11 protein-coding genes are annotated in these 14,689 nt (G+C 53.1%); 1 reads left to right on the forward strand and 10 read right to left on the reverse strand.

Features of this window, described 5'->3' with window-relative positions:
• A partial coding sequence (locus tag HMPREF2912_RS00005; RefSeq protein WP_210396345.1) for a hypothetical protein occupies positions 1-821 on the forward strand: 821 nt, incomplete at its 5' end.
• Positions 822-886: 65 nt separating this feature from the next.
• Here the strand turns inward: HMPREF2912_RS00005 and HMPREF2912_RS00010 are convergent.
• The 10 genes from HMPREF2912_RS00010 to HMPREF2912_RS00055 form a co-directional block, all read right to left on the reverse strand.
• Positions 887-1,339, reverse strand: a complete 453-nt coding sequence (locus tag HMPREF2912_RS00010) for a hypothetical protein (protein WP_070682904.1) — start codon at positions 1,337-1,339, stop codon at positions 887-889.
• Positions 1,339-5,055, reverse strand: a complete 3,717-nt coding sequence (locus tag HMPREF2912_RS00015) for an FkbM family methyltransferase (protein ID WP_070682905.1) — start codon at positions 5,053-5,055, stop codon at positions 1,339-1,341. The genes HMPREF2912_RS00010 and HMPREF2912_RS00015 overlap by 1 nt, the downstream gene beginning before the upstream one ends.
• A 143-nt stretch (positions 5,056-5,198) precedes the next feature.
• Positions 5,199-5,837, reverse strand: a complete 639-nt coding sequence (locus HMPREF2912_RS00020) for a CatB-related O-acetyltransferase (RefSeq protein WP_070682907.1) — start codon at positions 5,835-5,837, stop codon at positions 5,199-5,201.
• Positions 5,838-5,947: 110 nt separating this feature from the next.
• Positions 5,948-6,673 (reverse strand): ABC transporter ATP-binding protein, encoded by a 726-nt coding sequence (locus HMPREF2912_RS00025; protein WP_246816438.1) that lies wholly within the window; start codon positions 6,671-6,673, stop codon positions 5,948-5,950.
• Between the two features lie 79 nt (positions 6,674-6,752).
• A complete protein-coding gene (locus tag HMPREF2912_RS00030; protein WP_083312464.1) occupies positions 6,753-7,670 on the reverse strand; it encodes an ABC transporter permease in 918 nt (305 codons plus the stop codon).
• A 19-nt stretch (positions 7,671-7,689) separates the two neighbouring features.
• Positions 7,690-8,937 (reverse strand): nucleotide sugar dehydrogenase, encoded by a 1,248-nt coding sequence (locus HMPREF2912_RS00035; protein ID WP_168166641.1) that lies wholly within the window; start codon positions 8,935-8,937, stop codon positions 7,690-7,692.
• A gap of 68 nt (positions 8,938-9,005) precedes the next feature.
• Positions 9,006-10,121, reverse strand: a complete 1,116-nt coding sequence (locus tag HMPREF2912_RS00040) for a glycosyltransferase (RefSeq protein ID WP_148139397.1) — start codon at positions 10,119-10,121, stop codon at positions 9,006-9,008.
• 52 nt (positions 10,122-10,173) lie between these two features.
• Positions 10,174-11,436 (reverse strand): nucleotide sugar dehydrogenase, encoded by a 1,263-nt coding sequence (locus HMPREF2912_RS00045; RefSeq protein ID WP_070682913.1) that lies wholly within the window; start codon positions 11,434-11,436, stop codon positions 10,174-10,176.
• A 152-nt stretch (positions 11,437-11,588) separates the two neighbouring features.
• Positions 11,589-13,277: a glycosyltransferase family 4 protein gene (locus HMPREF2912_RS00050; RefSeq protein ID WP_083312466.1), complete on the reverse strand. Its 1,689-nt coding sequence runs from the start codon at positions 13,275-13,277 to the stop codon at positions 11,589-11,591.
• A 3-nt stretch (positions 13,278-13,280) separates the two neighbouring features.
• Positions 13,281-14,642 (reverse strand): glycosyltransferase family 4 protein, encoded by a 1,362-nt coding sequence (locus tag HMPREF2912_RS00055; protein WP_070682916.1) that lies wholly within the window; start codon positions 14,640-14,642, stop codon positions 13,281-13,283.
• Positions 14,643-14,689 lie beyond the last annotated feature (47 nt).

A 14,689-nucleotide genomic window follows, 5' to 3' on the forward strand; every position in this document is an offset into this window, starting at 1 on the left:
TCACGACACTGCTACCAAATAGCCGGTCGCAACACATTGGTGCGATGGGCGAGAATTACAGAACGAAGGTACCTGACTACGTTGACCGGCTGAACCTCGATTTGAAGTTCACGCCCGAATCAAAAGAGTCTGATTTTGACGCGTTCTTTGAAAAGATTTGTTTGAAATTTCCGCAATCAGAACCTGGTGTCTACGAAAAGACCAAGGAACTCTTCTACGACTCAATATTTTGCGTCAATTCCCCAACGCTCTGGGAAGGGCTTGATGTTTTCTCTGAGTTGTTCAGGATGCCCGGGCACTTTAGCACCGTTGCATACGACTGGACCCGCAACAGCTGGCCAGTAAATATCCTCGGTATTCCCGAGTTCGCCTACGCGGCCTCCTTGTTGTCTCGGGAAGAGCGCGCTGACGGAAAAGTCTGGAAGGATATCAACTCGAACGTTGACCCGCGCCTCAATTCAATTCCTTTTGAGTTTTCCGTCAACGCCAATTTCGCCGCCAGCCTTCCTTCAAACATCGACTGGGCTTCACTTGACGCACGTCACAAGGAATACGAGCAAAAGAACTCTGGCTATTCCTTTGAGGAATTGCGCAGCTTGTCGACGCTTAAACTGCAGCCTCGTATTTTGTCTCATATGCGTCAGCACGCAGAGATTCTTGCTGGAATCGTGGGCATTCCACGCTTAAAACACCTTGAATCGCGAGTTCTCCAATGGAACATTCATATTCGGCGCTTTGCTGGGATTATGGAACTCCTTCATCAGCTCGTTCTCAATGACCCGCCTTTCGCCACCCAGAAGGTGGTCATCGGAACTGTATAGCCGTAGCCCAAAGGGGGCACAGCGCTGGGCTAACGCCCCGCGCTGCGCCCCCTTTCTTTGGCTGCTTATTTCATATCGAGAGCAACAATAATTTCCTGTAGAAGAGCCTGCTGGCCCTTGAGCTGTTCCTGAATCGCAACCATCTCTTCGCGCAACTCAGCAACATCGCCTAGTTCTGCCTCCGGCTGGTTTTGAGAATGCGTGAGCGCTACAAGGCTCTTATCAACTGTCTTCAGCTGTCCACGGATTGCTGAACTCACTGAATTCAGCTGCTGGTTGACTCGACCATGCAGGTGGCTATGACTGTCGCGCAAATCAGCCAATCGCTTCGACTGCTGCATTAGCGCAACGCGAAGGCGCCAGTACACAACCGACGCCGCGCCGCCGACAGTCATGACGGCGAAAAATAGGCCAAGCCATTCCAAACCGAGGTACCAAGTGGCCCCAGAAAGGACGGCGCCGAGGAATACCAACGCAAACAAGGCCTGCGTTACCTTGGACTTCTTCAGAGACTGCATTAGTTCTTCCTTCCGACGAGGTCGATGAGACGCAGGTAAGTCTGGCCAGCGAGGCGGTTGAGCTCGGAGCTCCATGCACGCTCGATACCTGCTTGGCTCTGGCTCCTCCACACAATGGGGTCATGGTAAAGGACCGGGAGAATGCGCTCGAGCTGCTCAGGAGAGCGCACAGAGAAACCGCTGAGGCCAAGATATTCGCCCAGCGACTGAGGCATCTCCGGGTAAATGACGGGGACGCCCAGCGAGGCAACCTCAAGCGGAACCATCTCAAAGGTGGCGTACTTGACGGTGGAGATCATGACGCGAACCTTGCCGACATTTCGGGCGAACTCGTCGCCGCGCATGAACGGCCAAATCTCGTCGATTCCGAAGTCAATCTTGTCCTTCGGCTTGTACTGCTGAACGGCATAGATCGGAACGTTTGGCAGCGCGCGACGAATAGCGGCAACCCACTCCTTGCCGGGGAATCCCAGGAGACCGTCATTGCTGAGCTTTGCGATGTCGCCGATGAAGATGCCTTCAGAACGACCGAAGCTGGCTACCGGCTCGTCCGGCAAGGAAATGGTCTTCGGAATGACCACAAGCCAATCGCGAATTTCCGCGAGGTCAGCGGAAGACAGCATCGCTTCCGTGAAGACCATGAGCCAAATGCGATTGCCCAATCGGGAACGCAACTCCTTCATCTTCCGGACGATGAACTCAGAACGGCTCGGGATAGCGTTATATGAGAGGTTAACGACGACGTGGCGGCCCTTCTTGGCGTGATGCGCGATGAGCACCTCAACGTCCTTGAAATCTGGACGCTCAGGATCGCCGACGTAGATCATGACAATTTCGGGATCCGCTCCGTGGAGATCCTTCGGATCGCCAGTCTCAATGTCCTCGAGGATGGTCGTAACATTGAAACGCTCGAGCATGTCGCGAGTAAGGTGAGCAGACTTGAGGATGCCGCCCTTCTTCCAACGCTCCTTATCAGTACGACCGATGAATGCCAGCTGCATCGGCTTACGCTCGTAAACCGGGGTCGGCTCAAGAATCTCCCAAGGCATCTCAGCCTTAACCAAGTTGGTTACGGTAGTCGCGACATCCAGCGTTTTGGTGGTGTCCTTGTCGCGCTTCAAAGAAACGCTGGAGATAGACGGGCCGACGTCGATCGGGGTAGCCCAATCCTTACCGTGAGCCAGGACAACCATCGGAACAGACTGACGCTTCGCGGCGATCGCCAAGAACGCGTCCGCCATGTTCGGGTAGATGAACTCGTCGTAATCGACGTTCAGCGTCGACGTGTGGAAGCCACACACGCCAGTGCCCAGCAGGTGAACCGGAGTGTCCTTTCCGCGCAGGAATCGGAACGAGAGCACCTGGCGGTACTTGGCGTTATAGAACTCTTGGAAGTCCGGCTTGAAGATGGACCCGTGCCAGCCAACCACGGCCTTGCGCTCATAGCGCTCGATACCGTCGATGATGGACTGAACGTGGAACGGCGCGTAGGCAATGTCGTCATCACATGTCAGGTAATAGCCTTCGAAACCTTCCATGAACTTGAACTTGCCGCGATCGCCGGTATCCGGGCCAAGGAAGTAACGAACGTTGGGGCGCTTCGGAAGGATGTCCGGCACCGAGTCCATGTCGTTGAGGTACACGAAGATCTCATCAGCCTGCGGCGACAGGATTTCGACGACCTGGCGGAGACCCTCCTCACGGCCTGCCATACTGGCGATACCAATGCGGATTGGATCGTACTTGGGGCGATCCAAAATGCCCGGAGCAGCGTACTCTCGGAAACCACCTTCAGCGACAATGGGTGCCGGCCCCTGAGAAGCAAGCTGCGGTGTAGGCAGATCCGCCTCGACAATATCAAGCTGCTTGTGGAGCCCATCCACGAGCATCTTGGCGTTCCACCGATGCGGTGCAAGTGCCTCCAGACGCTTTGCCATAGCTTCATAGGCGATGAGGAGCTTAGCGAACTTAGTACCAAGTTCTGCGTCGTCGTCATTGAGCCACTTGTGCTGAGAGAACTCCTCCTCGATGACCTCCGCGAAGGATGCAGGCGCCTGCTTTTCAATCAGCGAGCTAACCTCCGCAGTGTGGTCCTGGAGCAGCTTTTCGACAGAACCGACGACATCGTTCTGGGACTGAGCTTCAATGCTCTTCTGGAGCTCAGCCAGCATATTCTCAAGCTTCTGAAGCTTCTCCGCTGTTCCCGACTCATTTTCCTCGAGCTTGCGGGTAAGTTCCTCGTATCCTACGGATGACTGCTCGGCGATGCCGCCGAGGTGTGCTTCGACTCCCTGGAACCGCTGAAAAACTTCGTCATCACGTCGATTCTCGAAGTATCGGACGACCTCGTCAACGCGTGATGACAAGCCTACGACGCGCTCCGAAAGAAGGTCCAGCGAACCAGAGGACACATTAAGTTCGCGCGCAATCGAATTTCGGAAAGTATCCAGTGCCGTCGTCGTTTCGGTAGAAACACCATCGAGGCGCAGACGGTGCTCGTTCATCGAAGAAGAAACGTGCTGCTCCACAGTCGGCGCAATCTTCGACACGATAGCCGGGATAGACGTCTGCTCAAGCTTGACAATGTCCTGCTGGAGACGAGAAACCGAAGCCATAAGCTTCTCTTGAATAGCGAGCAATTCGTCGTACTTCTGCTGCGACTTCACGGACTCGAAGGCATGGGAGTCTCGTAGGGACTTGCCCAGCGTTTCAAGCCGTTCGCGGACACCTTCAATTGCGGAAAGATCGGCCTGCTGTGGCTGAGCAACGAGTGCCTTGAGCTCATCGATGCTCTGCTGCAGATTTGCCGGTGTATCGGCAAACTTTGCCTGCGCGGTGCCGTTGGATTCACCGGCGGCAACCGCAAGTTGGGTATTCTCCTGAGCGGTAGCCAAGGTCTTTTCCAACTCGACAAGCTTCTTGGAAATACCCTCGACGTCCCTGCCCACACCCTGGATGGAGTCAATCGTCTTCTTCTGCTGGCCACGGAACTCGTTAAAGAACCGCTCAGCGCGACGATGACCTTCAGCATTGACACGGGCAGCTGCCTGGTCAGTGAAATCAAGGTTGATATCGCGGTGGAGCCAGAAGTAGTTGTCAGACGCGCCAGCAATCGCAACGCAGGTATAACCCAAAGGCTCCAGGAAAGCCGCAATTTCCGACTTGATTTCCGTCGTATGAGACTCAACGACAATTAGCGGATGGCTTTGCTTGATAGTCTCCACGGCTCCCCCGAGAACCTTGACTTCGGCACCCTCGACGTCAATCTTGATAACCGCGACTTGGCGGTCACGGACGACATTGTCGATCGTGGTGCGCGGAATACCGGACTCAGCGGACGCCGCCTTGAAGGTGCCATTGTTGCCGTCCACGGCCTGATCGAGATGCACAAAACCGTCGGAATCCCACAGTGCACAGTTGTGAATCTCTACCTTAGACTCGAGATTGTTATCCGCGATATTGCGCTTCAGCAGCGCGAAATTCGCGGTCTCCGGCTCAAATGACACGACATTACGGCCAAGAACAGACGAGAAGTACAGAGAATGATTGCCAAGGTTTGCGCCGGCATCGACAACAATTCCATCCAAGTGGGAAGAGTTCTCCGCAGTTCGCTGCAGGAGGTCAAGCTCGTAAAAGCGACCAGTTTTCCGGATCTGCTCGAAAATGTACTCGTCCTTGAAACCGGTAACGAGAAGGTTTCCGTTGACGGACTTCAAGCTTATTGTCTCTTGAGTACCCAACTCGGGTCCTTTCTGTCAGTTTGGAATTTAGATTATCGAAACCGACAACATGATTCTTTAGATTATCAACAAATCGGGGAGAATCAAGGCAAATTCACCCCGATTTCACCCATTCCCACCTATCGTGCCGAAACGATATTCTGATGTGAAGGCGGATACGTTTTCACATTCGCAGCCTTAAGACGCGCTACGAATTCAAGTGGATCGGTACACATGTATTTCTTCAACTCGCTGGGCTCGAGCGTCCACCATTGCGATTCCAGAAGTGCATTCCTGACGTCTTCCTCGAATCGCCACTTGATGAACTTTGCAGGTAAGCCACCAACAATTGCGTAGGGCTCAACGTCCTTATTGACAACTGCTCCTGTCGCCAAAATCGCGCCGGTTCCGACCGTCACGCCAGAATCAATGCGGACGCCATCGCCGATCCACACATCATGTCCGATGATCACTCGACGCTTAGGCTCTTCGCAAGCCAATTTCATTGTTGTTGTGGAAATTGGAAACTCAAAGTAAGAAGACGTCGAGGGCATCTCCTTGTCGTGATAGCCAAGACCTAACGAAACACCTCGGCCGATGCTGCAGTACCTGCCAACTTCGACGTAGGACCGCACTTGGCCTTTATTCATGTATGAGCCAAAACCAAAGAAACTGGTTCCCTGAAGTTCTACCTCAGAGAGGACCACTTCCGGTTCAGCTTTCAACGCCCAAAGACTGCCCTGAGGACCAATAACTCGCGGGGCACGATATTCGTTCATATCAATTCCTTCAAATATTGTCGTGTTCGAACGGAAGTAATTGCCGATTCTGGACTTTAGTCTTTCGGCTGATCCGCCTTCCTTGATGAGATTTGCGAAGAAGCTTGAGTTCACAACATTGACTCGGCTTCCCTACTCAAGATGATCTGCGGTCTTTCATATTTGTCAAGGGCTTCTATTCGAAGCTCTTCAGCAGAACCTTCATCACCGACGCTGTTCAGCCTCGACCACTCAGAATACGTATCAACCACTTCTTCGACATCGCCATCAGCGATAATTTCGCCTTTTTCAAGCCAAATCGCCCTGTTACATTGGGTTTTGATCGTGTTCGCAGAGTGAGCCACAACAAATACCGTTCCCGCCTCATCCAAGAAGTCCTGCATTCTCCGCGTAGCCTTAGCTGCAAATGATGCATCGCCTGTTCCCAAGGCCTCATCTACAAGCAAGATCTCACTTGGTACTGCCGTCGCAATCGAAAACTTCAAGCGTGCGCGCATTCCAGAACTGTACGTTCCCAGTGGACGGTCTAGTGCCGAACCAATGCTCGACCACTCACCGACCTCTTTAACCAGTTTCTCAATCTCACGACGCGTGATCCCCTTCGCCAGGAGGCCAAGGCGAATATTCTGCCACCCAGTCAACGTCGATTGCAGGACTGCATTGACGCTCAACAAAGTGGGTTGCGACGAAGACAACACCAATCCCGATGTCGGAGACTCACCGCTACTAATGATGGACAGCAAGGTTGACTTTCCAGAGCCGTTTGTTCCAATTAGTCCAATTGACTCGCCTTGTTTCGCGACAAAAGATACTCCCTTGAGCGCTTCGACGTCCAAGCCCTTCTTTCTCCGGAAAGGGACGGGCCCGTTCTGTGATTTGTAAGTCTTCCTGACGTCTCTCACAACGACTGTTGCCTTAGACAACACCGGCATACCTCGCTTCCGCACGCCAGAAATAAATGAAGCCGACAATCGTCAGACAAATAGACCACGCAATGATGTACGCCCAATCATTAAAGGCTCCCCACGAGGAATCGAGAACAATCGCTCGAGTCAAGCTAATAATTCTGTAGATCGGGTTGGCCAAAACAAAGTCCTGAAGCCACTTGTGAGTCTCAAATCGCTCAATCGAGAAAAACACGCCGGAGATAAAGAACAGAGCACGCACTACAGTCGATACAAGAGGAATGAGATCTGGAACAAATGCTGTCGCTCTCGCAACAATCAGCGTCCAGCCGAGGTTAAAGACTGCAACGACAAGGACGAGCGGGATAATCATGATGAGAGATATCCCAATTGGCTTACCGATTTGGGTCGACAGGGCCAAGACAAGCGCAACGAGAATCGAGGGAATATTGTCCAAAACCTGACGTATATTGGTCGACACAGCCAATGCGGCCCGAGGAAAAGCAAAAGAAGAAATCAAAGGTCGAGACCTCTTAATGAGCCCTGCACCGTCATTGATCCCTTGAGTGGCGATTCGGAAGAACACAACGCCAATGACCAGGAAGCCAATGAAATTGTCCATTCCGCGATTCGTTTTCATAATAAGGCCAAACACAACTGCGTAAAGCCCAACTTGAAGTAGGGGATCGATGATTAGCCAGAGGCTTCCGAGTAACGTGCCGCGCCCACTCTGAAATGCCTTAGACCGTGCCTCCGCCCAGATGAAGGGCAAGCGAGCAATCAAGTCACGGCAATACGCCAAGAGCGAAACTCGACGACCGACAACTTCTAGGCCATTCTCATTAACGAGCACGCCATTCCCTGACAGCTCAGTAACCACACGATCTGCCTGCGAATCAGACAACGCCTTCTTGGAACGCTTTTTCAATTCCGGTACCTCACCTTCATCAGCGCTGCTCTAGCGAACCATCATATTCGTAAATGTGAAGTGAGGATTGCTGAGAATTGAGGTCTGCGAATGCATCGTGCGGAACGAGACGAAATGCGCAATCCACGTCGACCGCTCCAGCCAGGCTTTTCGCAAAACTCACATTCTCAAAAGACCCTATCTGCCCTTCATCCGAGGGAAGCTCCGAAATGTGAGGCTCGACTGCCAAAAATTGAATCTGGGGAAACGCGGTCACAAGCGCTTCACCAACTTTCAGCGCTGGCGAGTTTCTTAAGTCTCCAATATTTGGCTTGTAGGCCAACCCCAACAGTGCAACCCTTTGGAACTGCTCTTCCTTCAGGACATTGCGCAATTTCGAAATTGCCCAATTTGTTTTCTCATCATTGACTTCGCGAGCCGCCCGCAGTAGTGAAGTTTCTTGAGGAAACGCACTAATGACAAACCACGGATCAACCGAAATGCAATGCCCACCGACACCAATTCCAGGTGTGAGAATATTGACGCGCGGATGTTGATTAGCAAGACGAATCAATTCTGAATCGTCCACTCCCATCTTGGCTGCAATCATCGAAACCTCATTCGCAAAGGCAATATTAACATCGCGGTAGGAGTTTTCGACGACCTTCGTCAGCTCAGCCGTACGCACAGTCGTTTCAAGTATGTTGCCCTTACAGAATCTCGAGTAAAGCTCTCGGGCCGCCTGGGTAGAAGCTCTGTCGATTCCGCCGACCACACGATCGTTGTGAAACAACTCGTGCAGCACATTGCCGGGCAAGACCCTCTCAGGACAATGCGCGAACTTGAGACCGATGTGCGGTTCCAATCCGCATTTCAATCGGTGCTCCTGCACCGCATAGGCAAACTCCTCAGTCGCCCCTGGCGGGATGGTAGATTCCAGAACCACTAGTCCTCCGGGCACGACTTCGGATGCTACAGCCCGTGCAGCGGAGAGAACATGAGAGTTGTCATATCCCTGTTCCGGAGTCACAGGCGTCGGCACTGCAATAATAAAAACGTCTGCAGTCGCGGGACGCTCTGAAAGCTGAAGATTCCCTGATTGCAGCGATTTTTGTACGAATGCATTTAGTCCAGGTTCTGCGTCGTCAGAATGCCCGCTCTTAATCCGATCAAGTCGAGACTCATTTACATCGACACCAAGAACCGAAAATCCTTCGTTGGCAAAAATTGCAGCAGTTGGAAGCCCAACATATCCGAGTCCAACGACGCAAATATCAAATTGTGCCACTGCCATAACCTTTCTACTCGCAGCCGAAGGTTGGACCATGCACCTTCACCAACTGAATAAAATTCCAATTACAACTTAGATTCAATGGCCTCAGCGGCCGCAATAGCTCCGTTTGCCCTAATTGCTGTTCCAGCAGCCTTACGAAGGCCCTCGCGAAAATTATCTTCCCCAAGCATATTGATCGCGACTCTCAATTCGTGCACCGACTCCGCACAAAGGGCAATCCCTCTCTCTGCCATCGTCCGGGCTCGACGATTCTGATCGTCAGTCACGGTCGCATTGTTCGGAACAAGCACGGCCGGCAACCCGAACTGGACGCATTCCTGGCTGGTGTTATAGCCAGCAGGGAAAATCGCGGCATCGAACGCGTTGTAGTAACGAGCTAGCGGATAACCAGAAATCTCATAAACTTCCCTACCCGGTTCAACGGTTGCCAGGGGGTTGCGTACAAAAACGGGAATCCAGTCGTCACCAAGACTCTTAATCGCATCAAGGACTTCGTCGAGCAATTCATTCAAGTCACCAATAGTTGAGCCGCCGAGCTGGATAAGAAATGCCTTCTTATCCAGAGGCAAACCCAACATGGTCCGTGCAGCATCACGATCGAAGAGTTCGTGGTCATCCGACAAAACAATCGGGCCAACGGTCACGGGTGGCAAGCCGACATCAACGGACTCCTCGCAACCATAGTCGCCTGGCAAGATAACTTGATCAGCGAATCGATTTGCGGAATGACGCTGCTTAGAACGCGCATCTGCTTCTGGCTTCCAGCAGCCTCGCTGAATCCAGGTAACGGGAACGCCATATTTTTGAGCCACCGCAATAATTCCGGGATATACACTCGTCCCATCGAAGACGATGCGCTGTGGCCTCAATCCTTTGACGACAGCATCGAAATGGCCAGCAAGCAGGATGTTCCAAACTCGCCCGTACATACCCATAGTCCCGTATGAAGGGAAATAGATCATGCGAGACTTCGGCTTCCCAAGCTTGTCATACGCCGAAGACAAGGTATAAGTAACAACTTCTTTATCAAGGCGGCGTTCCACGGCCCACAGACGGGTCAAATGCCCCAGTCCCCCGCCATTGCTACTCACCATGAGCACGGGGCTGGTATACATTTCAGCACGCAAACGCTCCGCCTGCGCCCCAGACCGAGCAAAAACCCGAGACCACAGGCTCAAGCGGAGCGGAAGGTACTTGATTCGATCAAGATTCAACGAGGGTGCGACCTAACTAGAGTCGGTTCTCCGCAGCAGCGGCATTACCCTGGCTGTCAAGAAGGACCTTGGCGTTAGACTCGATCATTGCGATGTCGTACTCACTGTGCTTCTGCAGCAGAGCAACGACGTCAGCTTCCTTGATAGCCGCCTCAAGGTCGGCAACGCACTCGAGCTCCACGCCGTCCTGAACAATCCACTTGGACACGCGCGGGTCGTGGAAAGTAACGTTTGCGCCGCGCTTCAGCAGCTCCTTGGCAACCGGTCGTGCCGGCGACTCGCGCTGATCAGCGATGTCGGCCTTGTAGGTAACGCCAAGAACGAGAACGTTGGAACCGTTCAGCGCCTTACGCTCGTTGTTCAGCTTCTCGGCAATGCGGTCGACAACGTAGATCGGCATGGAGTTATTGATCTCCTGTGCCAGCTCAACAAAGCGGAGCGGGTATCCCAGCTGACGGCGGACCTCGTAGGAGAGGTAATTCGGGTCAATCGGGATGCAGTGTCCACCGACGCCAGCACCCGGGGTGAACTTCATAAAACCGAACGGCTTGGTAGCAGCACCACGAATAACTTCCCAGATGTCAATGCCCAGCTCGTGGCATACCTTGGCCATCTCGTTAACCAAGGCAATGTTGACGTGGCGGAACGTGTTCTCAAGAAGCTTTGCGGTCTCTGCTTCCTTGGCACCACTCATCTCAACGACCGTATCGATGAAGTCAGAGTAGAAAGCGACGGCGCGCTTGGTCGCCTCCGGGGAAACACCACCGACAAGCTTCGGGGTGTTCTTGATGCCGAAATCCTTGGAGCCTGGGTTCACGCGCTCAGGGCTGAAGGCCACGAACACGTCCTCGCCGACCTTCAGGTCGGAGTTGGACTCAATGAGCGGAACACAAACTTCCTCGGTGGTTCCCGGGTACGTCGTGGACTCAAGGACCACGGTGGTGCCCCTGGTCAAGTGCGGCGCGATCGACTTCGTTGCGCTTTCAACCGGACCCAAGTCCGGAGCGCCAGCAGTCCCCAACGGCGTGGGAACACAAATGACAATCATGTCGCTACCGGAAACAACCGACACGTCAGTGGTTGCCTCGTAACCTGCGGCCAGCATGTCCTTGATGTCTTGGTCGCTCAGGTCATCGATGTGACTAATGCCTGCGTTGAGGTTATGGACCACGCGTGTAGAGATATCGAAGCCGTTAACCTTCCAGCCAGCGAGTGCTGCTGCCTGAGCCAGCGGCAGCCCCACGTAGCCCTGGCCCACGATAGTTACGGTCTTGGTCATTTTCGCCTTCCCACTTATATAGATGCCAGCCGAATGCTGGAGGTGCTTAGTCCATTCTCGAATACGAAAGATTTGTTTTCGACCGATTTTTGAACGAAATTCTGGGGGAAGCTTATCACACCACCACAACCCGTATCTGTGAATTTTCAGCGTTAGTAGAAGTTAATTAGCCGCTCAACTGATGCTTTCCACACTTGCCCTTGAATCCACCTCATGGAACGCGCAATGTCTTGGGATTTTGACTCACCTACTGCTTCTGAAAGCCTAAAGACATCACCGGCAGTGAAATAGGTCGCATTTCCCCCCGTTACCTCCCTCAGCGCGGGCAAGTCGCTGGCAATAACGGGTACACCCAACGCCATAGCTTTTTGAGCTTTAATGGGTGTCACACGTCGACAAACAGTCTGATTGCGCCTCGGAATGACGAATGCATCCAACGCCTCATACCATTTGTTGATTTCCGAAAACGGCTGCACTCCCGCAAAGCGGACTCTGTGCGAGACCCCAAGCGAACGCGCAAGTTCCTCTAGACGTCCACGCGCAGAACCTCCGCCGACAAGAAGGACTGCAACGTCATCATCTAGATATTTCAGGGATTCAATAAGCGTTTCGAATCCTTCATAGTCGACAATCGCCGACACCGAACCGACCCACGTGTTGAACTCCTCGAATCCGCCCAGTTCCTGACGTGCGGCATCACGACGAAGACTGCGCACACTTGCTGTCACCGTTTCGTCTTGTTTTGCTTGCAACATCTGCTGGAGAATTTGACGAGACTCCTCAGCGTCTGTTTCCGAAATCGAATTGGGAACCAGAACTGATGGCGGCATCGTTTCTACAAGTGATTGAAAATGCTGTCGCGAGACCTCGCTGAGGAATACAGCACCACTTGCAGCCTCAACCGCACTAGCCTCTAGTTTTCGTGCCTCGATTGCACGCCAAGAATTGTTTCTATATTCGTCTCGTGGATACTCAACTCCAGAAACCCAGGTTTCTGTTGCTTCTCCGCGAACCTCATAAATCCACGGGATCCCCAACTGCACGGCTGCAGCCGACGCGACGGCCGCATTATGGAAGTCCGTCGTTGTGTGAATATGGGTCGCGCCCATTGCGCGGGCATGCTCTACAACAGCGGCAACAGCGCGTTGCTGCACTTTTTGCACCGACAACGGAAAACGCCAGTCGAGCATACGATGATAGGCGATGCCATCAACTATCTGCGTCCGCCGAAAAATCGGCTTTCCAACAATTGCCGGATATCCGAAACGCGTCATTGCCTCAACATAGACCCCTGAATCCTGCATAGCCTGAAGGAGCGAATGAGTGCGGACAGCGTATCCGCTCTGGGTAAACGGATAACTGTTCGTTATGAGGAAGAGAACCCGAGGTGCCTGATGACGAGCCATTGACGAACGATCCGGCAACGGCACTGACGGAACCGCACATACTTGCATATTCACCATTGCTTGCTTCGCGATTCGACGTTGCCACCCATGACGCGCGAGCTTGAAAGCCTCGTCAAAACGCCCATCATCCATGAGCTCCCCAAAGTTCGGGAGTTCGTTGAAGTAGACGCCTCCAGGACCCGATTCCAAACGCTGGAATTGAGATCTTGGTTCGAAATTTAGGGCATTTCGTCGCTCGGTCAGAGAGACGATGTGCCGTCGAATTTTGTCGATCCTGCTTGCATGGATCACTTGCCGAAGCCGCTGCCCAATTTTGGCGCGAAAGACACGCGGTTGAAGGAGGCCATCGACGATGGCAAATTCCATCAGTTGCGTGCAGCTCTGTGCAATACAAACAGCCTTTTCAAACCACGAGGCTTTTTCCGTGTGATTCATCTTCTAGCTGTTCCCACCAGACGGAAGAATTCCCGTACTCTCACTACAAACCTCATTCAAGAACTTGAGCAACTCACGGGGTGCCACTTCCTCACGCTGGGTGCGCACCCATTCACGCCCCTTCTCCGGATGATGTTCCGGGTATTCACCGCTCAAGAGATCGCGCCACGCGTCAGCTAGCGCACGTGGATTTTCTGGGTCAACTACAACACCGCTGTCCAGGGACCGAACCAGTTCCGCTGGCTCGCCGCTGACGACGGCCGAGATGTAAATTCCGTTCTCAAGTAGCTCGTACAGCTTTGACGGCACCGCCATATCCAGCGGTTCCCAGTCGGTGAGGTGAACTAGCGCCGTGTCTGCCCACTGATATTCACCTAAGAGTTCATCGGAAGACTTTCGAGGCAAGACTTCAACCATCGCTGGCGATTCCTCCGCCCGAGCTTTCAGATAGTCCCTGGCGGCTCCACCACCCACTAACTTGAGATGGACAGCCACTCCTTCTGCCTGAAGCAGCTCAACGGCATCAATCGCGTTGCGCAGGTTTTGCGCACGCCCCAACGTGCCGGCATATAGCATCCGCAATGGCCGGTCATGCACCCCTTCAAAAGGACGATGGTCAACTTCCGACTCGACTGGGAAAGCATTTCGAACCGTTGCGTAGTTCCCCCTCGGTTTCGGGAATCTGCGGCTTAGTTCATGCTCCAGGTACTCCGATGTCACGACAATTCCATCAGCTCGTCGCAAGCAGAAATTCAGCATCGCACCGCTGAGGGCGGTTAGTAGCTGCGCGGGCCCCTTAGTCAAAACTTTTTCACGCAAAGACTTACGACCCGTTCCTGCATTCCAAGACTTCGAAAATTTCAATAGGTCGGGCCATGCGTCACGAAGATCGATCGCGAATTTTGTCTTTAGATAACGCGAGATCAAATAAGCAACCATCGCCGTGGGAAGCGCAGGTACAGTGCCAATCGTAACGCCAAAGGGGGCGTTCGCCGCTCTCCTACGCACTGCTCTCATTGCAAGCAATTGCCCCAGTGCAACCGAAGCTTGGTTTAGCACGCGCGACGAAATGGAATGCCCAGCCGGAATGAAACGGCTTCGATAAATGGATTCGCCATTTTCCCCAATCTCAACTTCAACGGGCATTGAGAAGAATTCCCAAAGTTGGCGAAGTACAGCACCATTTACAACTCCGCCGCCAGATTGCTTTTGAGAAGCAATCCCTTCATTGAGGTAATGCGGATACGGTGCGATTACGAACACGGAGTGCCCCGCCTCAACAAGTTCGCGGGTCAACCATGCCCACCGCCGCTGAGGTACGCCGTTCTCTGGCTCCCAATATTGAGAAACGATGAGAATTTCCATGGAATGTCCTTCACAGTGGCGTGTGCTTCTTCCCTAAACCATAGCAA

The sequence above is a fragment of the Corynebacterium sp. HMSC056E09 genome, assembly GCF_001813425.1.
Lineage (GTDB): Bacteria > Actinomycetota > Actinomycetes > Mycobacteriales > Mycobacteriaceae > Corynebacterium > Corynebacterium hesseae.

What these genes read in the sequence shown, in the direction of transcription:
- HMPREF2912_RS00010 (WP_070682904.1), bottom strand. Translation starts at nt 1,339, where the DNA reads ATGCAGTCTCTGAAGAAGTCCAAGGTAACGCAGGCCTTGTTTGCGTTG.
- HMPREF2912_RS00045 (WP_070682913.1), bottom strand. Translation starts at nt 11,436, where the DNA reads ATGACCAAGACCGTAACTATCGTGGGCCAGGGCTACGTGGGGCTGCCG.
- HMPREF2912_RS00055 (WP_070682916.1), bottom strand. Translation starts at nt 14,642, where the DNA reads ATGGAAATTCTCATCGTTTCTCAATATTGGGAGCCAGAGAACGGCGTA.
- HMPREF2912_RS00050 (WP_083312466.1), bottom strand. Translation starts at nt 13,277, where the DNA reads ATGAATCACACGGAAAAAGCCTCGTGGTTTGAAAAGGCTGTTTGTATT.
- HMPREF2912_RS00020 (WP_070682907.1), bottom strand. Translation starts at nt 5,837, where the DNA reads ATGAACGAATATCGTGCCCCGCGAGTTATTGGTCCTCAGGGCAGTCTT.